Annotated in this window: 22 protein-coding genes; 9 read left to right on the top strand and 13 right to left on the bottom strand. The window is 62.5% G+C overall.

Annotated elements, in window-relative coordinates; all coding sequences use genetic code 11:
- The first annotated feature begins 153 nt into the window (after window positions 1-153).
- Window positions 154-837 (top strand): DUF502 domain-containing protein, encoded by a 684-nt coding sequence (locus PGP17_RS13650; protein WP_135943726.1) that lies wholly within the window; start codon window positions 154-156, stop codon window positions 835-837.
- Window positions 838-840: 3 nt separating this feature from the next.
- Here the strand turns inward: PGP17_RS13650 and recG are convergent, their stop codons facing one another.
- A complete protein-coding gene (gene recG / locus PGP17_RS13645) occupies window positions 841-2,934 on the bottom strand; it encodes an ATP-dependent DNA helicase RecG (protein ID WP_270375895.1) in 2,094 nt (697 codons plus the stop codon).
- A 221-nt stretch (window positions 2,935-3,155) separates the two neighbouring features.
- Here recG and PGP17_RS13640 point away from each other — a divergent pair, with 221 nt between their 5' ends.
- A complete protein-coding gene (locus PGP17_RS13640) occupies window positions 3,156-3,479 on the top strand; it encodes a hypothetical protein (RefSeq protein ID WP_270375894.1) in 324 nt (107 codons plus the stop codon).
- A 141-nt stretch (window positions 3,480-3,620) separates the two neighbouring features.
- Window positions 3,621-3,944, top strand: a complete 324-nt coding sequence (locus PGP17_RS13635; protein ID WP_135943723.1) for an FAD assembly factor SdhE — start codon at window positions 3,621-3,623, stop codon at window positions 3,942-3,944.
- Between the two features lie 9 nt (window positions 3,945-3,953).
- On the opposite strand, the gene PGP17_RS13630 is transcribed toward PGP17_RS13635, so the two are convergent.
- Complete coding sequence (locus PGP17_RS13630; RefSeq protein ID WP_270375893.1) at window positions 3,954-5,657, bottom strand: hypothetical protein; 1,704 nt, start codon at window positions 5,655-5,657, stop codon at window positions 3,954-3,956.
- Between the two features lie 388 nt (window positions 5,658-6,045).
- On the opposite strand from PGP17_RS13630, the gene mfd reads away from it, so the two are divergent.
- Window positions 6,046-9,549 carry a transcription-repair coupling factor gene (gene mfd / locus PGP17_RS13625; protein ID WP_270375892.1) on the top strand — a complete coding sequence of 1,168 codons (3,504 nt, stop codon included), beginning with the start codon at window positions 6,046-6,048 and terminating at the stop codon, window positions 9,547-9,549.
- Here the strand turns inward: mfd and PGP17_RS13620 are convergent.
- Complete coding sequence (locus PGP17_RS13620; RefSeq protein ID WP_270375891.1) at window positions 9,546-10,817, bottom strand: diguanylate cyclase domain-containing protein; 1,272 nt, start codon at window positions 10,815-10,817, stop codon at window positions 9,546-9,548. The genes mfd and PGP17_RS13620 overlap by 4 nt on opposite strands.
- 114 nt (window positions 10,818-10,931) lie before the next feature.
- Here PGP17_RS13620 and PGP17_RS13615 point away from each other — a divergent pair, with 114 nt between their 5' ends.
- The 4 genes from PGP17_RS13615 to PGP17_RS13600 all read left to right on the top strand — a co-directional run bounded on the left by PGP17_RS13615 (window position 10,932) and on the right by PGP17_RS13600 (window position 14,671).
- Window positions 10,932-12,089: a CaiB/BaiF CoA transferase family protein gene (locus tag PGP17_RS13615; RefSeq protein ID WP_270375890.1), complete on the top strand. Its 1,158-nt coding sequence runs from the start codon at window positions 10,932-10,934 to the stop codon at window positions 12,087-12,089.
- 209 nt (window positions 12,090-12,298) lie between these two features.
- Window positions 12,299-13,213, top strand: a complete 915-nt coding sequence (locus PGP17_RS13610; RefSeq protein WP_135943718.1) for a YihY/virulence factor BrkB family protein — start codon at window positions 12,299-12,301, stop codon at window positions 13,211-13,213.
- Window positions 13,214-13,312: 99 nt separating this feature from the next.
- Window positions 13,313-14,005: a CoA transferase subunit A gene (locus PGP17_RS13605; protein WP_270375889.1), complete on the top strand. Its 693-nt coding sequence runs from the start codon at window positions 13,313-13,315 to the stop codon at window positions 14,003-14,005.
- An 18-nt stretch (window positions 14,006-14,023) separates the two neighbouring features.
- Window positions 14,024-14,671, top strand: coding sequence for a CoA transferase subunit B (locus tag PGP17_RS13600; RefSeq protein WP_135943716.1), 648 nt, complete (start codon window positions 14,024-14,026; stop codon window positions 14,669-14,671).
- A 44-nt stretch (window positions 14,672-14,715) separates the two neighbouring features.
- Here the strand turns inward: PGP17_RS13600 and PGP17_RS13595 are convergent, their stop codons facing one another.
- From PGP17_RS13595 to PGP17_RS13570, 6 genes are all read right to left on the bottom strand, one after another.
- The gene (locus PGP17_RS13595) at window positions 14,716-15,159 is read right to left on the bottom strand and encodes a PACE efflux transporter (RefSeq protein ID WP_270375888.1); all 444 of its coding nucleotides are present in this window, start codon (window positions 15,157-15,159) and stop codon (window positions 14,716-14,718) included.
- A 312-nt stretch (window positions 15,160-15,471) separates the two neighbouring features.
- Window positions 15,472-16,854: an L-serine ammonia-lyase gene (locus PGP17_RS13590; protein WP_270375886.1), complete on the bottom strand. Its 1,383-nt coding sequence runs from the start codon at window positions 16,852-16,854 to the stop codon at window positions 15,472-15,474.
- Window positions 16,855-17,121 (bottom strand): Lrp/AsnC ligand binding domain-containing protein, encoded by a 267-nt coding sequence (locus PGP17_RS13585; protein ID WP_270375885.1) that lies wholly within the window; start codon window positions 17,119-17,121, stop codon window positions 16,855-16,857.
- A 13-nt stretch (window positions 17,122-17,134) separates the two neighbouring features.
- Window positions 17,135-17,983: a tryptophan 2,3-dioxygenase gene (locus tag PGP17_RS13580; RefSeq protein ID WP_270375884.1), complete on the bottom strand. Its 849-nt coding sequence runs from the start codon at window positions 17,981-17,983 to the stop codon at window positions 17,135-17,137.
- A 128-nt stretch (window positions 17,984-18,111) separates the two neighbouring features.
- Window positions 18,112-19,917, bottom strand: a complete 1,806-nt coding sequence (locus PGP17_RS13575) for a M2 family metallopeptidase (protein ID WP_270375883.1) — start codon at window positions 19,915-19,917, stop codon at window positions 18,112-18,114.
- Window positions 19,918-20,009: 92 nt separating this feature from the next.
- Entirely contained in the window at window positions 20,010-20,684 is a 675-nt protein-coding gene (locus tag PGP17_RS13570) for a fumarylacetoacetate hydrolase family protein (protein ID WP_270375882.1), read from the bottom strand.
- Window positions 20,685-20,819: 135 nt separating this feature from the next.
- On the opposite strand from PGP17_RS13570, the gene PGP17_RS13565 reads away from it, so the two are divergent.
- Window positions 20,820-21,479, top strand: a complete 660-nt coding sequence (locus PGP17_RS13565; protein WP_270375881.1) for a hypothetical protein — start codon at window positions 20,820-20,822, stop codon at window positions 21,477-21,479.
- Window positions 21,480-21,567: 88 nt separating this feature from the next.
- Here PGP17_RS13565 and PGP17_RS13560 read toward each other — a convergent pair whose 3' ends face one another.
- From PGP17_RS13560 to PGP17_RS13545, 4 genes are all read right to left on the bottom strand, one after another.
- Window positions 21,568-22,404, bottom strand: coding sequence for a hypothetical protein (locus tag PGP17_RS13560; RefSeq protein ID WP_270375880.1), 837 nt, complete (start codon window positions 22,402-22,404; stop codon window positions 21,568-21,570).
- On the bottom strand, window positions 22,391-23,953 hold the full coding sequence (locus PGP17_RS13555) for a peptidoglycan-binding protein (protein ID WP_270375879.1): 1,563 nt from the start codon (window positions 23,951-23,953) through the stop codon (window positions 22,391-22,393). The genes PGP17_RS13560 and PGP17_RS13555 overlap by 14 nt, the downstream gene beginning before the upstream one ends.
- Before the next feature lie 144 nt (window positions 23,954-24,097).
- Complete coding sequence (locus tag PGP17_RS13550; RefSeq protein WP_270375878.1) at window positions 24,098-24,559, bottom strand: hypothetical protein; 462 nt, start codon at window positions 24,557-24,559, stop codon at window positions 24,098-24,100.
- 19 nt (window positions 24,560-24,578) lie between these two features.
- Window positions 24,579-25,799 carry a permease gene (locus tag PGP17_RS13545; protein ID WP_270375877.1) on the bottom strand — a complete coding sequence of 407 codons (1,221 nt, stop codon included), beginning with the start codon at window positions 25,797-25,799 and terminating at the stop codon, window positions 24,579-24,581.
- Window positions 25,800-25,813: the final 14 nt, after the last annotated feature.

Raw genomic sequence — 25,813 nt, 5'->3', positions numbered from 1 at the left:
GACCTCCATGCGTGGGGCCGCGGTTCGGGCGGAACCTCCCGGGTCACGGCGAATTTGCATTGTCGCTGCGCCTTCTTGCTGCCGCAAGGCCACGTATGGTGTCGCGCACACTCGTGCTAAGCCTGCTTGAGCGGGAAATCGGAGACTGGATTCGTGCTGCGCTGGCTTCGCAACTCTTTTTTGACCGGCATCGTGGTCGTCACCCCCGTGGCGGTGACGGTCTGGCTGATCGTGACATTCGTCAATTTCGTCGACTCGACGATCAAACCGCTCGTGCCGGCGCGGTATAATCCTGAAAGCTATCTGCCCTTCGCGTTGCCCGGCATGGGACTGATCATCGCCATCCTGGCGCTCACGTTTCTCGGCGCGCTCGCAGCCAATATCTTCGGGCGCACCTTGCTCGGATTCGGCGAGCGGATCGTGAACTCGGTGCCGCTGGTCCGCAATCTCTATGGCGGGTTGAAGCAGATTGTCGAAACAGTCTTCTCCGGCCAGCAGAACTCCTTCAAGGAGGTTGTGCTGGTCGAATACCCGATGAAGGGCAGCTATGCGGTCGCCTTCGTTTCGTCCTACGCCAAGGGTGAAATCCGTGCGGTCGTGGGCCAGGGCGAAGAAGTGATTGGCGTCTTCGTGCCGACGACCCCCAACCCGACCTCCGGTTTCCTGCTCTTCGTTCCCCGATCCAAGGTGATCGAGCTGTCGCTGTCCGTCGAGGAGGCGGCCAAGCTGATCATCTCGTTCGGCCTGGTCACGCCAGAGCACCTGCCCGACGGCGCGGTGCCGGAAACGCCGGCCAAGCGCGGCGCCTCGCGCGAGAATACCGACGGAGTCCTGTAAGACTCAGCCCGACCGCATGAGCCGGACACCCTCATCGCGTTCGAACAGGTAGAGCAACGTGCGCAGGGCCTCCCCGCGCTCGCCAGACAACGGGTCTTCGCGGCTGACGGCCAGGCGCGCCTGGTCGCTGGCCATGGCAAGCAGATCGCCGTGCACACCCAGATCGGCAAAGCGATAATCCGGCATGCCCGATTGTCGAAGTCCCAAGGGATCGCCCGACCCGCGCAGCTTCCAGTCTTCCTCGGCAATCACGAAGCCGTCATCGCTCGCGCGCATGACTTCAAGCCGCGCCCGCGCGGTCTCGCCCAGCATGCCATGGTAGAGCAGCAGGCAGGAGGAGGGCTTGTCGCCGCGGCCGACCCGGCCGCGCAGCTGATGCAATTGGGCCAGGCCGAACCGTTCGGCATGCTCGATCACCATGATGGTGGCATCCGGCGCATCCACGCCGACTTCGATCACCGTGGTGGCCACGAGCAGGTCGAGCTCTCCGGCCCGGAAGGCATTGGCAACCGCTTCCTTGTCGCGCGCCTTCATCCGTCCATGGATCAGCCCGACGCGGACGCCGAGCGCTTGGGACAGCAAGTGAAAACGCTCTTCCGCCGCCGCCAGATCGCTGGTGTCGCTTTCTTCGACGAGCGGGCAGACCCAGTAGGCGCGCTCGCCATTGGCCAGAGCGCGGCGCAGACCTTCGATCACATCGCCCAGCCGCTCTGCGCTGATCACGCGCGTCACCGGCGCGATGCGTCCGGCGGGCTTCTCGTCCAGCCGCGAGACGTCAAGATCGCCGTAGACCGCCAGCGTCAGCGTGCGAGGGATCGGCGTCGCGCTCATGACCAGCGTATCGGGGCGCTGCCCCTTCGCGCCGAGCCTGCGCCGGTCCGACACCCCGAAGCGGTGCTGCTCGTCAACCACGACAAGCCCGAGATCATAAAATTCCACGCCCTCCTGGAAAAGCGCGTGCGTACCGCACACCACAGTGATCTCGCCGCGTGACAGCCGTCCGACAATCTCCTCTCGTACGCGCCCCTTGTCGCGCCCCGTCAGGGCCTCGACGGTAATGCCTGCGGGTTCGAGAAGCGGAGCCAGAACCGATGCGTGCTGGCGTGCGAGAATCTCGGTCGGGGCCATGACGGCCGTCTGGAAGCCCGCCTCGGCAACCCTCGCCGCGGCGAGCGCCGCTACGAACGTCTTGCCCGACCCCACATCGCCGTGAAGCAGGCGCATCATCCGGGCCGGTGCGGCCAGGTCGTCACGCACCGCCTCGTAAGCCCTTATCTGAGCGCCGGTCGGCGTGAACGGTGCGTGATCGAGCACGGCCTGGACCCTGGTGCCGTCCCCGGTGACCTCTCGGCCTGTCCGTGAGCGGCGATCGGCCCGGGCGAGCTTCAGGGTGAGCTGGTGGGCAAAGAGCTCGTCGAAGGCGAGGCGCCGGCGTGGGGCGTTCTGGGGATCGACATCGCCAGCGTTCTCTGGACGGTGCAGGCTGTTCAGCGTACCGGCCCAGTCTGTCCAGCCTTCCCGGTCCAGCAACGCCGGATCGAGCCATTCCGGCAGGGCAGGTGTGACATCCAGGGCGCTTCGGACGGCCTTGCGCATGACATTGACGGTCAGGCCCGCCGTCAGTGGATAGTTGGGCTGGATCAGATCGGCATCGTCCAGGTCTTCGGGCCTGGCGACGAGATCGGGATGGACGATCTGGATTTCCGAGCCAAAGCGCTCGGCCTTGCCGGACACGACACGCCGCGTGCCTTCGGGCAGAAGGCGCATCAGATAGTCCGGCTTGGCCCGGAACCAGACGAGATGCAGATAACCCGTTTCGTCTCGCAAACGCACCTTGTAGGGCTGCTTCATGGAACTTGGCGGAAGGTGGGCCTCAACCTCGCCCTCCAGCGTCACAAGGCCTTCATGACCGGGCAGGCCGGCATCGGAGATCAAAATCCGGCGCGTGCGGTCGGTGACGCCCGTCGGCGCGGTGAAGAGCACGTCCTTGACCCGGCCGCCTGCGGCGACCTTTTCCACAAGCACAGCCAAGCGCGGACCAATCCCCGGAAGGGTGGTGATATCGGCAAACAGGGGAAAGAGGGCTTCGGGGCGCATGTCACCTGGCACAAGGCGGGATTCGGAACCGCGACCTTATCCCGCCCGAGCCAGGCTGGGGAGGGGCAGAAACGGTCACGCGGCGCCACGGTTCTCGGACCGAACCGGCGTGTAAGCGCCGCGAAAAATATTTGGCGGTTCCGATTTCGTTTCCTAGTGGGCGGCAATTTCGCATGCTAGAGAATTGCGTGTAACTGCCTCTTTTTTCCGGGACATTCCCAATGAAACATCTGTTTGGCGCCGCGCTCGCGGCGTCCGCTCTGGCCTTCGCTGCTGCGCCGGCTCAGGCCGAAGACGTGCATTTTCTGCTGATCAACCAGTCCGGCTACGATCTGTATGAATTCTACGCCTCTCCCACGGACGTGTCGTCCTGGGAAGAGGACATTCTCGGCGCCGATATCCTGGCGACCGGCGAAAGCGTCGAAGTGATCATCGCGGACGGCCGTACCCAGTGCGATTACGACCTGCGCATGGTGTTCGAGGATGGCGACGTCCTGGAAGACACGGTCAATGTCTGCGAAACCGGCAGCTACACGATCGAATAGCTTGCGGGCTTTGAAAAGCCGAACGTGAGGGGAGGCCGGTGGGCCTCCCCTTTTTTGGCTGTCGAGCCCGACGTCTCATGACTGAGACGCCTCACCCATACCCGCTTTGCCATCGGCAATCGGCGCGCTACATACTCGCCCATGAGCGATAATCCCTTTGCCGATCCGAACACGCCCATCAATGACACCGACCGCAGGAAACGCCTCAGGTTTCGTGCCTGGCGCCGGGGCTTTCGCGAGGCCGACATCATCATGGGCCGATTTGCCGACGAGCATCTCGATAGCCTGAGCGTTGAAGCTGTGGACGAGTTCGAGCGCCTGCTCGATGCGCCCGACACTGAGGTCTATTCCTGGATCAATGGCAGCGCGCCAGCGCCGTCCAACTATGACGGCCCGGTGCTCAAGGCTCTGAAAGCCTTCGAGTATGACCGTGACATGGAGGCCGGCGACGGCCCTGTGCGCTAACCTCCGGCGCTAATTCGTGCCCCGGCGTTCGGGCGAGGCGAAGGCCAGCGCCGCCCATTCGCCCCATCCGCTACCGATATCTCGAACCGTCAAGCGGTGAACCCCTGTCTGGTGGGAAAAAATTTCAAGCTTGATCCAGCCGGGCACTCGGGAGGCCGGGGTCATGGTCCGAACTGACCCGTCCGGATATTCCAGCTCCAGTAGAGCTTCACGCTCACCAGGCCCCACGAGCATCAAGAAGACGGTCGGTTCCCCCGGCTCGTGGCCAAACTCGAGGACGAGATCGCCGGTCGCGGCATCGCCGCCGATGTGGGACCCGAAAGCGCGAATGTCATCCGGCAGGCTTGCGACCACGTCCATGCTGTAGAAGCCGTCGGGGCTCCAGCCGTGCGCCGCAATTACAAGGGCGCTAGAGAGCTGACCGCCCTCGTAGGGAGCCGTGCGCGCCGCAAAGAGTTCGGGGACATACGGCTCGATGAGCCGGTTGAGCGGGTTCAAACCAACCATGAAGCGGCATCCCGCCTGAGTGACCGACGTCCTCCACACGGCGTCGGCATTGCCGAAAAACTGACCGACGATCTGGACATCGCCGTGCTCCTTGCAGAGGCGGATATGGCTGGCCCAGGGCAGGGGGTCGTGGGTCCGCCACATCGTGTAGGGCGTGGCCAGAACCCAGCTGAAAGCTATGGCAGCGATGCTCCCGGCGCGTAGCCAGCCGGGCATCTCGGCGATCAGGTAAAGGACCAGCCAGCTTAGAAAGATGAAGGGCAACATGAAATAACGTCCGCCGCTCAGGAGCGGGTGGGCGACATCGGTCCCGATTCGCATCAGGTAAGCTGCGGCGGCGCCTGCCACCAGCAGAACCAGGATCCAGAAGAAGAAATCGAACCGCTTGGTTTGTGCTGCCGCCGCGGCAACCAGCGCGCTGCCGAAGAGGAACCCGATCACGGTGTAGGCGAGATCGGCGCGCGGCGAAAACGGCGCGAGAACCGGCACGAAATAGCCTAAGGTCTCTCTGATGATCCCCGTCACCGGGAAGGTTCGTCCTGGATGAGTTGCCGCCCCGTCTGTCGCGAGAATGATCGCGAGCTGGATGATCGAGGGTGCAGCGACCGCGACCATGAGCGCGAAATTGAACTGCGTGCGGTCGCGCAGCCAGCGAGCCATGAAAAGCGGGCCGTACACGATTCCCATGGGCGACGACAGAGCCCCGGTGACAGCAAGCACGATGGCCGCGATGTCCCAGGTGCGGCTTCTGCCAGCGACCCAGAACAAGGTCAGCGCGAGGCCAACGGCAGACCACCAGAAACTGTACAGAGAGACCGCGAATGGCTCAGGCTGGATAGGGATGAATAGCGGAGCAAGCGCGCACAGCAGCGGCGACCTTAACCTCGTTGGAGCGCGCCAGACAGCAAAGAGGATCAGCACGGTGTAGGCGTTCGCGAATGCCGACGCGAAAAGCGGCGCCGCATAAGGCGAGATAGCCAATGCCAGCACGTCGAATAGGCGCGAGACCGTGATCAGATAGCCGTTGACCGGATAGAGAAGCGAGGCGAATCCGTCTTCAGCGAACTGGCGGACGTGGAATGTCAGGCTCTCCGTCCCGATCGAGGGATCCAGGAACTGGCTTGGATAACGCAGGAAAAGCGCGATCAGGACGACTATCGCGAAAGCGGCAAACCTCACCACCGAGCGTGCCAAACCAGATTGCATCTGCATTGATTGCACAAAGGCCTTTGTCGATCTGGATGGGGGACCAGCGAAGAGGGACGTCTGGCGCGTGCGGCGGCGTGCGACTCTCGAGAGAGTCGGCTACAATAAATTAGCCGAATGTTGCGAAGTGGGTAAGTGCAAAGATTGCAGAAGCTAGCTGATTTTCATCAGGTTCTGACAGTTCAGCCGCTACGCGGTTTTCTGGAGATTGATCTGCTCGCCCTGGCATTGCGCACAGCCGACACCGACACCATGCCTTCACCTTGGGCGATGGCAGGGCTATATCGCGCGTTCGTTCCGGGCCGATGAACCTTCCTGCAATTGTGCTGGAAGCTTGTCGGCGTTTGTGCGTTGGGACGCTGAGCTGCCAGCTGGAGTGCGTTGAACCGTGGACGAATTTGACCGCATTGCGCGCGCCCAAGGGGCGCTGACCGTGTCCGGCGCGCCGGAGGGCTTTGACGCGCTCGTGTTTTGCGATGCGGTGCGCGCCCGGGGAAGTGTCGCGCTGTTCATCTGCTCCGATGATAGCCGGGCGAGCGCGTTTGCGAGCGCCTGCGCCTTTTTCGCACCCGATCTCGAACGCCTGCGCCTGCCTGCCTGGGACTGTCAGCCCTATGACCGGATCAGTCCAAGCCCGCGCACTGCTGCGCGCCGTGCTGGCGCATTGCACCGGCTGGCCGATCGCGAACCTGATGACAAGAGCCCGCTCATCGTCATCGCGACCGTCAATGGCGTGATCCAGAAATGCGCCCCGCGCGAAGCGATGGCCGGAGGCGGGATCGTCGCCAAGGCAGGTGGCGCGCTCGACACTGAAGTGCTGAAAACATACCTGACCCGCAACGGCTACACCCGGGCAACAACGGTGACTGAACGTGGCGATTTCGCGATTCGGGGCGGTGTGGTTGATGTGTTCGCCGCAGATGCGGATGAACCGATCCGGCTCGATTTTTTCGGCGACAGTATCGACAGCATTCGAAGCTTCGATCCAGAAACCCAGCGCTCGACCCGGCAGCTGACCCAGGCCCGTTTCACGCCGGTCAGCGAGATCTTGATCGACGACGAGGCGATTTCGCGTTTCCGGTCCGGGTTCGTACAGCGCTTTGGTGGCGCGGTATCCGGTGACCCAGTCTACGACAGTGTCAGCGCGGGGGCTCGTCCGGTCGGCGCCGAACACTGGCTGCCGCTCTTTCACGAGCATCTGGATACCGTGTTCGATTACGTGGGCCAGGATGCGCTTCTCGGTCTCGATCCGCTGGTCAAGGATGCGCGTGAAGAGCGCATAGAACTCATCAATGACTATTTCCAGGCGCGGCGCGACGCCGCCGAAGCCGGTTCGAAGGGCCCCAAGACCCTCTCGGCTCCAATCTATCGGGCGCTCGAGCCTGACGCGCTCTACATGACGGACGAGACCTGGGAAGCGGAACTCGGCGCGCGCGATTGCCGCCGTTTCACCCCATTCCAGGAAGCCGGCGAGGGCGTGGTCGCTTTATCCGGCAAACAGGGGCGCACCTTCGCTGCCGAGCGCCAGGCCGACCAGAATGTCTTTGAAGCCGCGATGCGGTATGCATCGGACCGGCGCAAGGCCGGCAAGCGCGTCCTTCTGGCCAGCTGGAGCGAGGGTGCCAGCGAGCGCATGGGCGGCGTGCTCTCGGAACACGGCCTGTCGCCCATCCAGCCGGCCGCGAACTGGCGCGAGGCGGCCAGGCTGGATTCGAAAACCATCGTGCGCATCGTCATGCCGCTGGAACGCGGCTTCGAAAGCGACGATCTGTGTATCCTCTCCGAACAGGACATTCTCGGCGACCGGCTCGCGCGGCCCAAGAAGCGCCGCAAGAACTCCGACATCATCGCCGAGGCGGGTAGCCTGACGCCCGGCGATCTGGTCGTGCACGCCGATCACGGGCTGGCGCGCTATCTCGGCTTGAAGACGCTGAGCGTCCAGGATGCGCCGCACGACTGTCTCGAGCTGGAATACGCCGGCGCCACCAAGCTCTTCCTGCCGGTGGAGAATATCGAACTCCTCTCGCGCTACGGCTCGGATGCCGAAACCGCCCAGCTCGACCGGCTGGGCGGCGCGGCCTGGCAGGCGCGCAAGGCCAAGGCCAAGAAGCGGCTTCGCGACATGGCCGGCGAACTCATCAAGATCGCCGCCCAGCGCAACGCCAAGGAGGCCGAGGTGCTCGATCCACCTTCCGGCTTGTTCGATGAATTCTGCGCGCGTTTCCCCTATGCGGAGACGGACGACCAGCTCAGCGCCATCGAAGATGTGCTGGAAGACTTCGGCAAAGGCCGTCCGATGGACCGGCTCATCGTCGGCGATGTCGGTTTCGGCAAGACCGAGGTCGCGCTGCGCGCCGCCTTCGTTGCCGCGTTGAGCGGCAAGCAGGTTGCAGTCGTGGCCCCCACCACGCTTCTGGCACGCCAGCACGTGAATAATTTCACCGAACGCTTCAAGGGCTGGCCGGTCAAGATCCGCCAGCTCTCGCGGCTCGTGACCGCCAAGCAGGCGGCGGAGACGCGGCGGGAGCTGGCCGAAGGCGAGTGCGACATCGTGATCGGCACGCATGCCCTTCTGGCCAAATCGGTCCAGTTCAAGGATCTCGGCCTTCTCGTGGTCGACGAAGAGCAGCATTTCGGTGTGCGCCACAAGGAACGCCTGAAGGAAATGCGCACCGATGTGCACGTCCTGACGCTGACCGCGACGCCGATCCCGCGCACGCTTCAGCTGGCGATGAGCGGTATTCGCGACCTGTCCATCATCGCGACCCCTCCGGTGGACCGTCTGGCCGTACGCACCTATGTCACACCGTTCGATCCTGTGACCGTGCGCGAGGCGCTCCTGCGCGAGCGCTATCGCGGCGGGCAGAGCTTCTTCGTCGTGCCGCGCATTGCCGACCTCGAAGACACCGCCGAGTTCCTGCGCGAGCAGGTGCCCGAGGTGAGTTTCGTCACGGCCCACGGCCAGCTCTCCCCGACATCGATGGAGGACATCATGACCGCCTTCTACGAGGGCCGGTACGACGTGCTTCTGTCGACGACGATCGTGGAATCCGGCATCGACATTCCCACGGCCAACACACTGATCGTCCACCGCGCCGACCGGTTTGGTCTGGGTCAGCTCTATCAGTTGCGTGGCCGGGTCGGCCGGTCCAAGGCGCGCGCCTATGCCTACCTCACCACACCGGCGCGAGAGAAGATCACCGACAGCGCCACCAAGCGGCTTCAGGTCCTCCAGTCGCTCGACAATCTCGGCGCGGGCTTCACCCTGGCCAGCCACGATCTTGATCTGCGCGGTGGCGGGAACCTGCTGGGCGAAGAACAATCCGGCCATATCCGCGATGTCGGGGTCGAGCTCTATCAACAGATGCTCGAGGAGGCCGTCGCCAGCCTCCAGGGCGACACGGGTGCGGAGGAGTCCCGCGACTGGTCGCCGAACATCAATGTCGGCGCTGCCGTGTTGATCCCGGACAGCTATGTGCCCGATCTCGACATGCGTCTGCAGCTCTATCGCCGCCTTTCCGACATCGAGACCAAGAAGGACCGCGAGGCTTTCGCCGCGGAGCTGATCGACCGGTTCGGCAAGCTGCCCGGGGAGGTCGACAGCCTGCTCGAAGTCGTGGCCATCAAGACGTTGTGCAAGCGCGCCGGTGTCGCCAAGCTGGACGCTGGACCCAAGGGCGCCGTCGCGACCTTCCGCGACCATGCCTTTGCCGATCCGCTCGCCCTGGTCGAGCTTATGGAAAAGCGCCCGGGCGACTACAAGCTGCGCCCGGACAACACGATGGTGCTCAGAGGCGACTTCCCCGAAGTGGGCGAACGGCTGAAGGGTGTTCAGCGCCTGCTGGCGCCGCTGGCCGATGCTGCCCAGCGGGCGCGCAAGCAGGCTGCCTAGCTCGCGACGAGGCGAACCGGCCGGGCATCGACGCGGGCCAAGGCGCGCTCATACAGCCGTTCCGCGCTCTCCTCTGCGGTCCACTGATCGACGCACGAGGTCAATTCCAGCCGGAAAGGCGACAGTGGATCCACACCTTCATAGGCGGTGCATTCGGCAATCGCGCTGACCCGGGAGGCCACGTTACGCGCCTCCTCGCTGGATGTGCTGGGCAGGGCCAGGAGGAAGCGATTGGCGTCGATGCGCATCGCGAAATCTTCCGCGCGCACGCAATGGCGCAGCATTGACGCGAACTGATCGAGTGCATGGTGTGCCGCCTGTCCGTCGGCCGGGCCCGCTTCGCGCGGCGTATTGACCGCCAGCGCGATGACGCACAGCGGCGTCTGGTAGTCGGCGGCAGCCTGGATCAAGGAGCCCAGATGGGCACGGCCAAAATCCGGCGAGAACAGATCCGATGCATCGTCGAGCAGCACCGGCTGTCGACAGGCTTCCAGCAGGGCCTTGGCCTGACGCCGGCGCTGACGCTCCGCGGTTAGCGCGATGACGCGCGATTTGAGCTCGTCGCCGCTGGCGTTGGCCGGAAGTATGTCGGAGGCGCCTCGGGCAAACGCCTCGTCGGCGCTGGCATAGACTTCGCTGCGCGTCAGAAGCAGGGCGGGGGTATGGAACAGACGCGTATTGCGCCGCATCGCCGAGCACACCGTGTGAGCGAGCTCGGGGTCGGGGTCGGTGTTCAGGACGACGGCATCGAACGTGCGTTCATGCAGATAATCGAAGGCGTTGAAGGTCGAGAACGCGGCAATCACGTCGGTTTGCGAGGCCTTGAGTGCGTGTTGCAGGCGCATGAAGGCCGGGTCGGGTGCCCCGACGTATAGAATGGCCGAGCTCTGGCCCGCTCGCGGTTTCGAATTGATCGGCGCACCGTGCGCTTCGGCATCCTGACGTCTCACGCGGGCGATGAACTCGATCATCTTCAGACGCAGCAGCGCCCGGACCCGCGAGGCGATCTGGATGGGATGCGCCGGGGCCAGTAACAGTGCGTCCGGCCCTACGACCGAACAAGGACCGGCATGAATATGCACGCTGGCAGGATGGGCGATCGGATGGGTCAGGTCGCCAAGCGTGACCAGAGCTTCAGGCGGTGCCTCGCGCAGCATGCCCGAAATCTCGGAAAAGTCGCATGTCCGCACCCTGAATCCCAGACGGGGCAGGGCACTGGCAAGGTCGCGATGGGCTGAAGAGTCCGTCGCGACGACAAGATCGACCATGCGTCCCATGACTCCCCCGCGCGCCAAGCTGGAGTCATTGTGTCTCTGGAGTTTGAGTGTCACAACCCAGATTCCCTTGTTTATTGTTCAACCCAGTCCATCCGGGGATTTTAGATGAAAGCACACGGGCCTTTGCGGGGCGTTAAAGTCGTCGAATTTGTTGGACTTGGCCCGGCGCCCTTTTGCGCGATGCTGCTTTCCGATCTCGGCGCGGACGTCATCCGGATCGACCGGCCCGGAGCCGGTGGGGGCGGCGCCGCCGAAGTGCTGGCGCGGGGCCGCAGATCAGTCGGCGTGAACCTGAAAAGCGCCGAAGGTGTAGAGACTTGTCTGACCTTGCTCGAGCGGGCCGACATTCTTCTTGAGGGTTACCGCCCGGGCGTCATGGAGCGGTTGGGCCTCGGGCCGGACATCGTGCTGGCGCGAAACGCCCGCCTTGTCTACGGACGGATGACCGGCTGGGGCCAGCACGGCCCGCTCGCCCATGCTGCTGGTCATGATCTGAACTACATTGCGCTGACCGGTGCGCTCGACTCCATAGGACCGAAATCGCACCCCGTTCCCCCGCTCAATGTCGTGGGCGATTTCGGCGGTGGCTCCCTCTATCTCGCGCTTGGCGTCCTGGCCGCGCTCACCCATGCGCGCCAGACCGGGGAGGGCCAGGTCGTGGATGCGGCGATCGTGGACGGAACCGTCTCCCTGCTCGGCGCGGTGCACCAGCTTTCCGCCCTCGGGCTCTGGTCCGGCGAGCGCGGCGAAAATCTGCTGGACGGCGGCGCGCCCTTTTACGGGTGCTATGAATGCAGCGACGGGAAATTTGTCTCGATCGGGCCGCTGGAACCGGAATTCTACCAGCTGCTCTTCGAAAAGCTCGGCATTGGCGATCAGCCCGTTACGGCAAACCCGTACGATCCGACCTGCTGGCCCGAGCTACGCGCCCTTCTGGAACGCACCTTCAAGACCCGCTCTCGCGCCGAGTGGACACAGACGCTGGAAGGCACCGATTGCTGTTTCGCGCCGGTGCTGAGCATCGAGGAGGCCCGGGACCATCCCCATCTCCAGGCGCGCGGCAGTTTTGAAGAGGTTGATGGCGTGCCGCAATCGGCGCCCGCGCCCCGGTTTTCTCGTACACCGGGCAAGATTCAGGGCCCGGCCCCCCGCCCCGGGGCGGACAGCCGTGACGTGCTGGCCGATTGGGGATTCGACGCGCAGAAGATCGAGGCCCTCATGTCGTCCGGTGCCGTGTCCACTCCCGGTCGCGGCCCGGCCTAGTGTTGGCCGGCGGCAGGGCGGAGGTGTGTTCAGCCGGCGTTCACACGCCAGAACACAAGCTCCTTTCCGAACCCGCCGGCAAACTCTATGTCAGTCCCTCGCGCTGCCGGCGGTTTCTTTCAGGGCTTCACCTGAAGAAAGCGCCGGCCGTTCTTGCGGCCGGCGCTTCCATGTCCGGCAGGGGCGAATAATGAGACCGGACGGCTTTGATGCATAGGAAGCTGATCAAGCTTGGCCAGGAGGTGTCGGAACGCGCCATGGCCATTCCTCCGATCGCGATCGGGGTGAAAGCCATAAACCGTATGATGGCGCGCGAAGTGATGCTGTTTGCCGGCGGCGCGTCCTTCTTTGGTCTGCTCGCCCTGATTCCGGCCGTGCTGGTCGGCGCCTCGGTCTACGGTCTGATGTTTTCCGCCTCGGACGCGCTCAACCAGCTCAGTGCGCTCAGAATCGCCGAGATCATGCCGCCGACCGCCTATCAGTTCATCCAGCGCATGGTTTCCGATCTTGCCGGCACGCCGACGCTCTCGCTGACAGTTCAGAGCCTCGTTGCGATCGCGATCCTTCTGTTCGCTGCCGGACGCGGGGCCAAGGCCATCATCGCCGGCCTCAACCAGATCGCGCGCAAGGGCGATATCCGCAACATCGTCCATTTCAACTTGATCGCGATGGGCGCGGTGCTCGCAGCCGGCTTCCTGCTGATCGGCGCCAACCTGCTGATTCTGACCGTGCCTAACCTCCTGCGGCCCTTCCTGTCCGCACTCGGCTTTGCACAGGCGGACATATCGCCAATTATCAATGAGTGGACGGTTGCCGGTGGGACCATGATCCTCGCGCTCGGCCTGCTCTACCGTTACGTGATGCAGCGGGCAGGGGAGACCAGCTGGCGCGCCTCCTTTACCGGCGCGGCCATCGCGACGCTGATCTGGCTCGCTATCTCCAAGGGCTTCACACTTTATGTGTCAACGATTGTGAATCCGACCACTTACGGGCCGCTCGGCGCGCTCATTGTCTTCCTGCTGTGGATTTACTGGGCCTCCTATGCCGTGTTCTTCGGAGGCGCGCTTGCTGTGGAGATCGACCGGCAGGCAGGACGTGATATCGGCGATTCCAGCAAGGCCTGAACATTTCGCCTCTGGCTTTCGCAGGCAGGCACGATATAACGGCCCGGAGTCCTCTTATTCAACGAACGTTGAAATCTAATCGGCGAGGGAGAGCCTTCCTTGAAGAAAGTCTATTCCGATGCGGCCGCTGCACTCGACGGCCTGCTGTTTGACGGCATGACCATCATGGCAGGCGGTTTTGGCCTGTGCGGCATTCCGGAGAATCTGATCACGGCTCTGCGCGACAGCGGAAGCCGGGATCTCACCGTGATTTCCAATAATGCGGGCGTGGACGATTTCGGCCTCGGCCTGTTGCTTCAGACGCGCCAGATCAAGAAGATGATCTCCAGCTATGTGGGGGAGAACAAGACGTTCGAGAAGCAGTTTCTTTCCGGAGAGCTGGAGCTGGAATTCAACCCCCAGGGCACGCTGGCTGAGCGCTGCCGGGCCGGAGGTGCGGGTATTCCGGCCTTCTATACCAAGACCGGCGTCGGCACTCTGGTCGCAGACGGCAAGGATCACAAGGAGTTCAACGGCGAGACCTACATCATGGAAACCGCGCTCATCGCCGATGTTTCCCTGGTCAAAGCCTGGAAAGCGGACACCGAGGGCAATCTCGTTTACCGGAAGACAGCCCGGAACTTCAATCCGATGATGGCCACGGCCGGCAAGGTGACCATTGCCGAGGTCGAGGAAATCGTTGAACCGGGCGAGCTTGACCCCGATCACATCCACACCCCGTCTATTTTCGTGAAGCGCCTCATCAAGGGCGATCACGAGAAGCGCATCGAACAGCGCACGACGCGCGCCTGAGCGAGAAGGAGACAGAACATGGCCTGGACCCGCGAACAACTCGCCGAACGCGCCGCGAAAGAGCTGCAGGACGGCTTCTACGTCAATCTGGGGATCGGGATTCCGACCCTGGTCGCCAACTTCATTCCCGATGATATGGACGTCACGCTCCAATCGGAGAACGGCATGCTCGGCATGGGCCCGTTTCCGCGCGAGGACGAAGTCGATCCCGACCTGATCAATGCCGGCAAGCAGACCATCACCGAGCTCAAGAAGACCAGCTATTTCAGCTCGGCCGACAGCTTTGCCATGATCCGGGGAGGACACATCAACCTGTCCATCCTCGGCGCGATGGAAGTGTCGGAAAAGGGAGATATCGCCAACTGGATGATCCCCGGCAAGATGGTCAAGGGCATGGGCGGGGCCATGGATCTCGTCGCCGGCGTGCAGCGCGTCGTCGTGATCATGGACCACACCAACAAAGCCGGCGAAAGCAAACTCCTGAAGGAGTGTTCCCTGCCGCTGACCGGCACGGGATGCGTCGACCGCATCATCACCACGCTTGGCGTTTTCGACGTGGTCGAAGGCGGGCTGAAGCTGGTCGAGCTTGCGCCGGGCGTCACCCTGGATGAAATCGCCCAGGCGACAGAAGCCAGCTACAAAGTGGCCGACAGCGTCGCTGCCTGAGCCTGCTGACAAAAAGTCGATCGATTATGCCCCGGGTGACCAGCTCATCCGGGGCTTTTTATATCCGGTTCCCGCTTTCCCTCCGGCGGGAAAATCGAGTCATAGGCCCAGGTGAACACGAAGGTATAGCCCATGTAGAACAGGGCGAAGGAGCTATCCATGATGAGCGCATCCAGCAAGGACAGGCTGAGCCACCAGGCAAAGACGGGTAGCAGGATGATCACCAGGCTCGCTTCGAAACCGATCGCGTGAAGGATACGCAGACGCAATGTCTTGCGCGGTGTGCCACGCCAGCGGTTGAGGACATGATCGAAGATCAGGTTGAACACATAATTCCATGCCGTGGCTATGGTGGCGCTGACCAGCGAAAGCACCCCGATCTCTGCCAGCGGGCGATCGAACAGCCAGGCAAAGAGCGGCGTGACGATGACGAGGCCGATCGCCTCGAAGCTGAGGGCCTGGCGGACCCGGTCGGGCGTGCTGCGCATGACGACAAAGGCTCCGGTGAGGTCGCGCCATCCCGCGCTCGGACCCGGGCGACAGCGATGCTGCCCCGCTTCAGGCCGGGATACGCATTCGGCTTTGAGGGGGCAAGAGAGGCGGCTGCGGTTCCAGGCCCAAAGTCGCATCCGGTCTCGGAGCGCGCGGTCTATCCACCCCGGCCACTCGCGACGCTATAGTCGCAAGGCTCTGTCTCATCGCTGAGGCCCGGCACGCATCCACGCTCTTGTCCGCAGCCGCGTGATAGTCGTGATAGTAGTAGGAGTCGTTGTCCCGCCGGAGACCGGAATCTCAGGCGGTCAGCACATCGGCACGTTGACGGCCAGACCGCCCGTACTCGTTTCCTTGTACTTGTCGGCCATGTCGAGGCCGGTCTGGTGCATGGTCGCGATCACCTGGTCGAGGCGCACCTTGTATTCGGCCGACCCCACCATGGCGAGCCGGGCCGCGTTGATCGCCTTGATCGCCCCGATGGCGTTGCGCTCGATACAGGGAATCTGGACCAGCCCGCCTACGGGATCGCAGGTCAGGCCCAGATTGTGCTCCATGCCGATCTCGGCCGCATTCTCGATCTGCCGGTTCGTTCCGCCCAGCGCGGCCGCCAGTCCGCCTGCGGCCATCGAGCAGGCGACACCGACTTCGCCCTGGCATCCAGCCTCGGCACCCGAGATCGACGCGTTCTTCTTGTAGAGCGCCCCGACTGCGGCCGCGGTCAGGAAAAAGCGCACGAGCGCATCGGGATCTTCGCTGCGCCTGTAGTGCCGGTCGAAATACCGCGCTACAGCCGGGATAATCCCCGCTGCGCCATTCGTCGGGGCGGTGACCACCTTGCCGCCGGCCGCGTTTTCCTCGTTGACCGCCATGGCCCACAGATTGACCCATTCCATCGCGGCAAGCGGATCGCTCTCGGCCCGCGCCGCATCGGCCATCAGACGCTTGCGCATCCCCGGCGCGCGGCGTTTCACCTTCAGTCCGCCTGGCAGCTCGCCTTCGATGCGGGTCCCTCGCTCGATGCAATCTTCCATCGCGCCAAACACGGACTCGATCTGGGTGCGCACCTCCGCCTCGTCGCGGAACGCCGTTTCATTGGCCATCATGACGTCAGGGATCGACTTGTTCTCGCGGTCGCAAATCTCCAGCAGCTCTTCGCAGCTATCGAACGGGAAGGGTTCGCCCTTGAGAGCCTCGGCGGCAGAATTGCGCCCGGCCTCGGCCTCGTCAATGACAAATCCGCCGCCGATCGAGTACCAGATCTCTTCGCGTACAACATCGCCTGCTGCATCGAGCGCGATGAATTTCATGGCATTTGAGTGAAAGGGAAGACGGGTCTCACCTTTCATGGCCAGGTCGGCTTCGGGATCGAAGGCAATCGATCTCCGGCCCAGCAGGTTGAGGGTCTTGTCCTCGCGGATTCGCTCGATCATGGCGGGCATCCGGTCAGGATCCGCCGCCTCCGGGGCGATCCCTTCCAGTCCCCACATCATGGCCTTGTCCGTGGCGTGCCCGGACCCGGTCAGAGCAAGCGATCCATACGCTTCCACCTGCAGGCGCGATATCGCGTCCAGGCGGCCTTCCTCGTCGACGCGTTCCAGAAACAGGCGCGCAGCCTTCATCGGACCGACAGTATGAGAACTCGACGGACCCACGCCGATCTTGAACAGGTCGAAAACACCAAAATGCATCTAGGCTTCGCCAAGTCCTTTGTCGGAGGTGAACGCGTTGAAGCAGATCAGCGTCTGTGTGTCCTTGATCCCGGAAATCGTTTGAACCTTCGTGTTCACGAAGCGGCCGATGTCGGCTTCCTTCTCGACGGCGAACTGCGCGAGCAGATCGTATGCGCCCGAAACAGAGTGGACCTGGCGCGTCTCTGCCAGGCTGTCGACGATCTCGGCCGCGACCTCATACGTATGGCCAAGCTCGCACTTGATGAAGATAAAGAACTGACGCAAGGCCCGGGCCTCCTCAAAGTTGGGTTCGAACGGTCCACAATTCGGGAAAGAGGCGGATCTCCAAGGCCTTGACCAGGTAGCTGACGCCCCCTGATCCTCCGGTCCCACGCCGGAACCCGATGATGCGTTCCACAGTCTTCATATGATTGAAGCGCCATTGCTGGAACTTTTGTTCAAGATCGACCAGCTTTTCGGCGAACTCGTAAAGCTCCCACCAGCGTGAGGTATCCAGATAAACCTCGCGCCACATTGCCTCCACGGCCTCGCTGGGTTCGTAGGGCTCGCGCCATTCGCGGTGCGTGACCGAGCGAGGCAGCGTCATGCCCTGACGCACCGCAAAGCGCAATGTCTCGTCATAGAGGCTGGGCGCGGCGAGGGCGCGTTCAACGAGTGCGGATGCGTCGCTCTCATTCTCGAACACGCGCGCGAGCGCAGGGTTCTTGTTGCCGAGCCGGTATTCGAACGCGCGGTACTGAGCCGACTGGAAGCCGCTGCTCTGGCCAAGCTTGTCGCGGAAGGAGAGATAGTCGGATGGAGTCATCGTCGCCAGAACCGACCAGGACTGGGTCAGGTTTTCCTGAATGCGCGCGATGCGGGCGAGCATCTTCATCGCAGGCCGCGTGTCGCCATTAGCCACGTGGGCGATCGCCGCATCCAGCTCGTGCAGGCATAACTTCAGCCACAGTTCGCTGGCCTGGTGGATGACGATAAACATGAGCTCGTCATGCTCTTCGCTCAGCGGCAACTGGGCCGACAGAATCCTGTCGAGCTGGAGATAGCTTCCGTAAGAGAGCCCGTCTTCCGGGGACCAGTGAATGTCCTCGTCGCTCAGGTCGACCGATGTTTTGAACGAGTCGTTCATGAAAGTGTCCTCTGCACGACTTGCGGTCTATCCGTACGACCGGTTCAGGGCAAGATCGCTCGCCTGTGCACAAAAAGGGCGGCTCCGTTCAGCAGAGCCGCCCCGTTTAACTACCGAAGATCTTTGGGCTACCAGCCGCACTCCCGGCCTTGGTTCTGTTCATCCAGATAGTTCATCAGCGGTTCAAAGTAGGAGATGATCGCGGAGCCATCCATCTCACGCGTGCCAGCGAAGGCTTCCAATGCCTCCGGCCAGGGTTGGCTCTGACCCATCTCCATCATCGCGTTGAATCGCTCTCCGACCTTCTCGTTGCCATAGACCGAGCAGCGGTGCAGCGGGCCTTCCCAGCCGATCATCTCGCAGGCCGCTTCATGAAACTGGAACTGCAGGATGTAAGACAGGAAATAGCGCAGGTACGGAGTATTGCCGGGGATGTGGTATTTCGCGCCGGGATCGAAGGCATCGTCCGGCCGAGGACCCGGCGGCACGATGCCCTGATTGGCGGTGCGCAAGTCCCACCATCCCTGATTATAGCCATCCGGTGTGATATCGCCGCGAAGGACGCTCCAGCGCCACTGGTCCACGGTCAACGCAAACGGCAGGAAAGCGATCTTGTCGAGCGCGGTATCGAGAAGGAGACCCAGATCGGCATCGGCCGAGGGAACCTGCTCGATCAGCTCGAGCTGTTGCAGATATTCCGGCGTGATCGACAGAGCAATGAAGTCGCCGATCGCCTCATGGAATCCGTCGTGGGCCCCGTTGCGGAACAGGAAATCCTGCCCGTTATAGGCCCGCTGATAATAGTTGTGACCGAGCTCGTGGTGAACCGTTCTGAAGTCTTCCGCGTTGATTTCCGTGCACATCTTGATGCGGATATCGTCGACATTATCCACGTTCCAGGCCGAGGCGTGGCAGACCACATCCCGGTCGTCCGGCTGGACGATCATCGAGCGCTCCCAGAATGTCTCGGGGAGCTCTTCAAAGCCGAGGGAGGAGAAGAAATTCTCGCCGGTCTCCACCATCCTCAGGGCATCGTATTCACGGTCCTGCAGGATCTGGGTCAGGTCGTAGCCCGGGTCGGCATCGCCCTCAGGTGCGACGATCGGATAGATATTCGCCCAGCTCTGCGACCACATATTGCCCAGCAGGTCGGCGCGGATCGGTCCGTTGGCCGGTTGAACCTCGTCGCCATATTCCTCGTTGAGCTCAGCGCGGACATAACAGTGAAGCTCTTCGTAAAGCGGCTCGACCTGTCCCCAAAGGCGTGCGACCTCCGCTTCCATCTCGTCGGCGGGCATGTCGTAGTTCGACAGCCACATCTCGGCCAGGTTCTCGAATCCGAGGTCGCGGGCCCCCTGATTGGCGATCTCCACCATACGAGCATAGTCGGCCGCCATCGGTGTCGAGATCGTCCGCCAGCCTTCCCAGGCTTCGCGCAACGCTTCGGGATCGCGGCTGGTCTCGATGATATTCGACAGCTCGCCCAGGTCGAGCGTCTCGCCATCGATCTCATAGGTCCCGGTGGCATAGGTGGAGTCCAGGCGCGTCGTGATCTCGGCGAGTTCGTCTGCCACCTCAGAGTCGTTCGGGGAGGGGATTGTGATGCCGGCCCGCAGGATATCGATCTTGCGCTGCAGGTCGTCAGGGAGCTCGGCGCCATCGAAGCGGGCAGCCTCGGTCGCCAGCCGGACTGCGAGCTGGGTGCTCTCCGAGCCCACACGGCTGGCCAGCCAGTTCGTGTCATAGGTGATGTTGGTGTTCTGCACCCAGAAAACACGGCCCGCGTATTCTGACATTTCAGCCAGTTCAGCCTCAGCGTCGGAGAGGAAGGCGCGCGCGTCTTGTGACTCTGCCTGCTGGGCCCAGGCTGCGCCGTTGATGCTCGCCAGTGAAAGGGCGGCAACGGCCGTCCCTGAAAGCCAGATCGATCTCATGAGTATTCCCCTCATATTTTGGCACGGTTCCGCGTGCAGGAAGGATGGAAAGAGAGAAGCGCTTCGACGCACCCGCGTCAATTGCACCGCCCTCAGATCAGCTCGAAGGAGAGTGGTGGCAGCCCTTCAATCTCCATATCCACGCGGTCTCCCGGTTCGATCGGTCCGACTCCGGCCGGCGTACCGGTGAAAATCAGGTCGCCCGGTGCCAGCTCGAACAGTCGCGACAGGTGTGCGATCACCTCTGCGGGAGACCAGATCATGTCGCTCAGCCTTGCGCGCTGCCGCACATCGCCGTTTACGCGGAGCTGGATGAAGCCGTCCATGTCCGGGAGACCCGGGCTGATCCGGCCGATCGGCGCAGACTGATCGAAGCCTTTGGCGGTATCCCAGGGGCGTCCCGCTTTCTTGGCTTCCGCCTGCAGATCACGCCGGGTCAGATCCACGCCGGCTGCGCAGCCATAGATATGGCCGGCCGCGCTGCTCGCGCTGATGGCATGGCCGCCTTTACCGATTGCGAGAACCAGCTCCGCTTCGAAGTGAAGATTCTTCGTGACCGTCGGATAGCGCACTTCCCGCGACGTCACGGCCGCATCTCGCGGCTTGGTAAAGAAGAAAGGCGGTTCCCGGTCGGGGTCAGCCCCCATTTCCCGCGCGTGCTCGGCATAATTGCGTCCTACGCAGTAGATCCGCCGGACCGGAAAGCTCTTGCCGTCCTCGCAGGCGATGACAACAGGTTCCGGAACGGGCACGACGAAAACAGACATGGGCGACTCCGCGCTGGTTGTCGGTCTGGTCTAGCAGACTCGCGACCTCCCGACACACCTCGGCTGAGCTTGATCGAACAAGTTTGGAACACGAAACCATCGTGGCGCCTTTCCTAAAACAAAGAGGGAGGCTGCATGCAGACCGCATTTTTCGAACTGGCCGCAATTGGGTCGACAGGACTCGGCGCCTTGGCATCAGGGCTCGCGATGACCGCTCCGCCTGCCGGAGAAATAGATGATAGCCGCCTTGCGCTGGAGACCATTGAGCTCGATCAGGCCTTGAATGCGCGCCTCTCGTGGCCAGGGCATGACGGTTTTATTCACCAGATATCAGTCGATGATTCCGGCTATGTCGAAGGCGTCGAGATCGTCGCCGGTACACGCTGGCCTTGGCTGCGCGATCAGGTAAGCACCCGCTCGATCTGGGTGGACGCGCAGGCCTTGAGTTATTGTGCGGATCACCGCGTCATTCATGTCGATGCTGATAGTGAAGCCCTCGACAGTGCCAGACTTGATCAGAGGCCGGTTGCCCTTGAATTTGTGGCGCCAAGCCAGCTCCTTGGGGCCCGCCTGGCGTCCGATCGATACGGGCATGGCTGGGTCATGAATGTTTCGCGTGAAGCCACTGGTGAGACGCGTCTGACGGTAAAACAGGTCACGCGCTGGCCTTGGCAGGACGCTGAAATCTGGCAAATTGAAACAGGCTGCGCTCAATTCTACCCACGCGAGCGCCGCATCGACAATCAGCGTTGTGAGACGGATCTTGAAGCAATGCCGCCTGGCGCCGACATCTAGAAACGACACGTAATCTCAGTCGGATGCGGGTAAAAAAAGGGGGCCATTGCCCCCTTTTCTCATGTCATTTTAACAATCGGCCTGACGTCTAGTAGCGCGGATAATAGGGACGCGTGCGCGGCCGGGGGTAGTTGCAGGTGCTCGTCGTGAAAACGTCCCCTAGGATGTTGTCGCAGTCGGGCTGGTGGTATGATGAATGGGTGCCACAATAGCCGTCGCGGCAATATCCGCGGTCATACGCGCCATGCCCCCCGTAGCCGGGACCGTAAGCTCCACCTCCATAGGGGCGATGGTGAGGGCCCGGGACCCGAAAGCGGCAATCCGCGCAGGTCTGGCTGATCTCCAGGCGAATCTCGGCCAGTCTCTCGGAGAGACGATTGAAGTTCACCTGAGATTCGCGCCACTGGAGACGGGATTCGTTACACGCATACTCTTCATAGGCCTGCTGATGCATGCACATCGCGTAGGCTTGGCACGAGGAGGTCGCAAACCGGTACGCGGCATCCAGATCGGTCTCGAAGCTGCGTACGAGCTCGACCGCCTCGGTCTGCGGTCCATACGGGCGAGCGGTAACCGCTGACCGGCTCTCGATACGTTCGCTCGTCGTGCGCGACTGGTTCGGCTCGTCGTAGAAGAAATCGTCATCATAATCTTCGAACGCGACATTCCGGATCACCGTCCGCATCTCGTCACGCGCGGTGGTAAGCGCGTCGATGGAGCAGATGCGCTGGGCCGCTTCAACCGAGAACTCGTCCGCAGCGGGGACAACTCCAGGCTCGGCATAGTGTTCGTGTACGCGGCTTCCATCGGCGTGGTGATATCCGCTGGCACAGCCGTTCAGTACGATGCTCGATGCGGCGAGAACGGCGAGCCATGCCAGCTTCGAACCGGACAGCGCGGTCACGCGGGCTTTAGTATTGGGCATGGGTAACTCCTGTTTCCGGATCGAGGCAGGACAGCGAGGCTCTGTCGAACCGGTCGACGTCGATTTGACTGCGCCAGTCTAGGTAAAAGTCGCTATCACTTTCCGCCGCAGCTTGCTCGAGGCGGTTAGATATGAGAATCCAGCGCGCTTCAGCGCTTGGTTGTCGGCGGAACTCGGGGTGACTGCGCCACCGAAGAGCGACCGGGTGACCGAGCGAGGCCGCATCGCGCAGGTAGGCGTCAGCGCGCTCCGGGTTTTCAACTATTCCGCAGAGACGATAACTGCCGAGCACTGCGCCCGTCCCGAACACGATAGCCAGGTTGAAGTAAGCGTCCGCATCGTTTCGGCGCGCGGCCGTCTCGAACCACTCAAGGGAAAGGTCGGCGTTGCGGGCGACGCCAAGCCCGGTCGCGTACATGATGCCAAGCGCATTCTGGAGATGGGGATCGCGTGCAGTCTGAGCCGCATGGCAGATCAGCAAGGTCGTTTGGCGCGGCGTCAGCGTTCCCGTCTCGTCATAGCCCAGTTCGCGCTGAAATCCGCGAACCGCGTCGCGTGTAGCCGGACCGTAATGCCCATCGACATCGGCAGAATAGTAGCCAAGGGAGGCGAGGGCGGCCTGACGCAATTGCAGGCTGATCACGTCGCCGGAGACACCCGGGCCCGTGCGCGAGATGCGTTGCAGGCTGAGTCCGTCGGTCGAGGATTCACACTGCACCATGTGAGCTTGCAGCCGGCGCTGAGCCATGAGAGCCGACTGGGCGCCGAAGGGGCGGCCCCAATCGATGGAATAATTCCAGTATTCCATCGCCCGGCGTGCTGAAAGCGTGTCGTATTCGTAATAGCGGCGCGTGGGCGGCGCGTTGGGATCCCGCCGCGGAACACGAATATCGTTGCTACGCGTCGAGCGCGTCAGATCCAGCGTGGCGAGTTCGGCATCCCCGCGCAGCAGCCAGTAGCGCGCGCCATCGTTATAGAGTCGAGCGGCTTCCTCGCGCGAGAGACAACGCTCACGCCGATCCAGGCCGTAGACACACACCGGGAACAGAGAGTCTTCCTCGATGTGGTAACTCCAGGGCTCGACGGGAAAACCATCGCGGCGCCCCCACCGGCGTTCTTGCACGCCGGGAAATCCGTCGAAAACACCGGCGCCGGGTCCGCCGGGATAGTCCGCGTAGCCGCGATCGAAGCCGACCGGGCTCTCTCCGAAGTCGGCTCCTTCTACGATCACGCGTTCGGGGGCGAAGAGGTTCAGGCCGCAGCGGCGCGCTGCGCTTTCGAATATCCCATAGCGCGACCCATCAAACATCGTCTGCAAGCGCTCGCTGTCGGCATAGTATCCGCGGCTCGCCATCGCGTCGTATCGGCTCCAGTCGTCCCGCGTGAGCGACTTGGACACTTCGTCCACGTAGCATTCGCAAGCCAGAGAGCTGTGGGAGTATTGAGAGTCGTAGAGACAGGCCTCGTAGACGGCTTCACCGCGGCGCTCCACAAGGTCGCAGCCAGCCAGCAAAGCCGTGCCAGCGATCACTGCAAACCATCCGGTCACGTGTGCGCCGAGCGCTTTTGCGTCAGAAGTGCGCCGTTGAGTGCGTCCGGCCAAAACCATAACCCCCTACCGAGACTTCGGGTAAGGTTAACGCATCTTAACCAGTTTGGTTCAATCGTGACGAAAAAATATTTTCTGCCTCAGTCACGAGCCGTATGGCGCGCTAGCCTCCAGCCTGGTCAGAAAGGTCTCGGCATCCACAACCTCGAGCCCAGATAGGGACCCGATTTCTGCTGCATGGCGCAGCAGATGCCGGTCCTCTGTCAGAAAGCGGATGCCGCCCAGGACGGCGGCTTCAGCCAAGTTGCGCGCATCCTTTTCGTGTCGAAAGGACCGGGCTGCATCGCCACGAAGGACTGCCCCAAGCTCAGCGGTGAGCGATTCGATCGCAGGATGTGCGCCAGCGTCGACTGGGAGGGTGAGGGGCTCAACGCGATCGCGCACAAAGCGCGGCACCCGGGGGTGGCTAATTTCCTCCCAGACGCCGGGGCCCACGTTCAGCGTGATCGCGTCGCGAAATCGTGATTCGATACGCTTTACGATCGGCCAGGCCGGCTCCTGCATCATCATCGCATCGAGGAAGATGCGCTGCCGCGACGATCGCATGGCCAGTCTCCGTCCTTCTTTACCCAGGATGCGCCATGAACAGCGGCAATGAGAGGCCGGCGCCCAGCCAGACGAAGGCGATCACCGCCAATGCGAGCAGCACGCGCTCACTCCAGTCGGCGCTGAGCGCAAAGCTGAACCCGCTCGCGCGCACCTTCCACGCGACAAAGACCGCACTCATGGCGAGGAAGGCGAGATTGAACATGAGCGTATAGTCCAGGGCGAAAAATTCGCGGTCGGTCACACTCTGCGCCGAGCTTGTGTCAGGCAGGATCCCAAGTCCGGCAAATGCGTAGTGCATGACGAGCGCTGTGGCGACGAGCACGAGAAGAAACACGCCGAGGATGTAGAAAGCCATCTTCCATCCATAGTATTTCGCCTGAATGCGAAGTACCGGGAAGACGACCAGATCAGAGAATATAAACGCCATAATCCCGGCAAAGCTGACCCCGTTTGAGTAGAGGACTGCCGCAAGCGGGATATTGCCCATGGAACCAATGAAGGTGAAAAAAGCCGCGACCGGGCCAATCAATGCCTGTAGCGCGACCTGCCAAAACGCAGGGGCTTCGCTTCCCGACCCGACAAACAGGGTTTCAAAGAAGCGCCGGGGGACGAAGGCCGCGATTGCACCGGCAACGGTGAACCCGACCGTGACGTCCTTCCAGACCATCTTCCATTCCATGAAGTAGCGCGTTGCGACACGCCGCCAGCCCTCGACACTGGCGATCAGGGACTTCCAGTCTTCAGGCTCAGCCGAATCTTCGTCGTTTTCTTCTTGCCGGGCATGTTCGCGAGCGCCGTCCACCAGCGCTTTGGGGTAGGTGAGCCGTACAACCAGCCACATGAGCAGGATGAGCAGAATTCCGCCGGCATACTCGCCAACCACGAACTGCCAGCTGAGGAAGACCGCAATCACGATGCCGAGTTCAACGACAAGATTGGTCGAGGCCAGAAGAAAGGCCAGGGCAGGCACCAGGCCTGCCCCCTTGGTGAACAGGGAGCGGGTCGTGGCCAGGGCTGCGAAAGAGCAAGAGCTGGAGATAAAGCCGAAGAGACTGCCCAGTGCGACGCTGCGCGGCCCGCTCTCGCCCATGCTCTTCTGCATTCGCTCGCGGGTCACGAAGACCTGAATCATAGACGAGATGAGATAGCCCAGTCCGAAAGCCCAGAACGCCATCCAGAACAGGCCGAGACTCGTGCGGGCCGCCTCGTGCCAACTCGCCAGGAAATCGCCGCTCATATGGTCGCCTCCGA

Source organism: Marinicauda sp. Alg238-R41, from assembly GCF_947331485.1.
Classification (GTDB): Bacteria; Pseudomonadota; Alphaproteobacteria; order Caulobacterales; family Maricaulaceae; genus Marinicauda; species Marinicauda pacifica.
Note: the sequence above shows the minus strand (reverse complement) of the source record. Positions and strands in the feature narration are given on the sequence as shown.

Bases quoted from the DNA above. Each gene is read 5' to 3' on its own strand.
- recG (WP_270375895.1), bottom strand. From the start codon at position 2,934: ATGCGCCCCGAAGCCCTCTTTCCCCTGTTTGCCGATATCACCACCCTT.
- PGP17_RS13620 (WP_270375891.1), bottom strand. From the start codon at position 10,817: ATGGTCGATCTTGTCGTCGCGACGGACTCTTCAGCCCATCGCGACCTT.
- PGP17_RS13635 (WP_135943723.1), top strand. From the start codon at position 3,621: ATGAGCGATAATCCCTTTGCCGATCCGAACACGCCCATCAATGACACC.
- PGP17_RS13560 (WP_270375880.1), bottom strand. From the start codon at position 22,404: ATGCCCAATACTAAAGCCCGCGTGACCGCGCTGTCCGGTTCGAAGCTG.
- PGP17_RS13570 (WP_270375882.1), bottom strand. From the start codon at position 20,684: ATGTCTGTTTTCGTCGTGCCCGTTCCGGAACCTGTTGTCATCGCCTGC.
- PGP17_RS13550 (WP_270375878.1), bottom strand. From the start codon at position 24,559: ATGCGATCGTCGCGGCAGCGCATCTTCCTCGATGCGATGATGATGCAG.
- PGP17_RS13590 (WP_270375886.1), bottom strand. From the start codon at position 16,854: ATGCATTTTGGTGTTTTCGACCTGTTCAAGATCGGCGTGGGTCCGTCG.
- PGP17_RS13630 (WP_270375893.1), bottom strand. From the start codon at position 5,657: ATGCAATCTGGTTTGGCACGCTCGGTGGTGAGGTTTGCCGCTTTCGCG.
- PGP17_RS13545 (WP_270375877.1), bottom strand. From the start codon at position 25,799: ATGAGCGGCGATTTCCTGGCGAGTTGGCACGAGGCGGCCCGCACGAGT.
- PGP17_RS13575 (WP_270375883.1), bottom strand. From the start codon at position 19,917: ATGAGATCGATCTGGCTTTCAGGGACGGCCGTTGCCGCCCTTTCACTG.
- PGP17_RS13565 (WP_270375881.1), top strand. From the start codon at position 20,820: ATGCAGACCGCATTTTTCGAACTGGCCGCAATTGGGTCGACAGGACTC.
- PGP17_RS13615 (WP_270375890.1), top strand. From the start codon at position 10,932: ATGAAAGCACACGGGCCTTTGCGGGGCGTTAAAGTCGTCGAATTTGTT.
- PGP17_RS13600 (WP_135943716.1), top strand. From the start codon at position 14,024: ATGGCCTGGACCCGCGAACAACTCGCCGAACGCGCCGCGAAAGAGCTG.
- PGP17_RS13640 (WP_270375894.1), top strand. From the start codon at position 3,156: ATGAAACATCTGTTTGGCGCCGCGCTCGCGGCGTCCGCTCTGGCCTTC.
- PGP17_RS13610 (WP_135943718.1), top strand. From the start codon at position 12,299: ATGCATAGGAAGCTGATCAAGCTTGGCCAGGAGGTGTCGGAACGCGCC.
- PGP17_RS13595 (WP_270375888.1), bottom strand. From the start codon at position 15,159: ATGCGCAGCACGCCCGACCGGGTCCGCCAGGCCCTCAGCTTCGAGGCG.
- PGP17_RS13580 (WP_270375884.1), bottom strand. From the start codon at position 17,983: ATGAACGACTCGTTCAAAACATCGGTCGACCTGAGCGACGAGGACATT.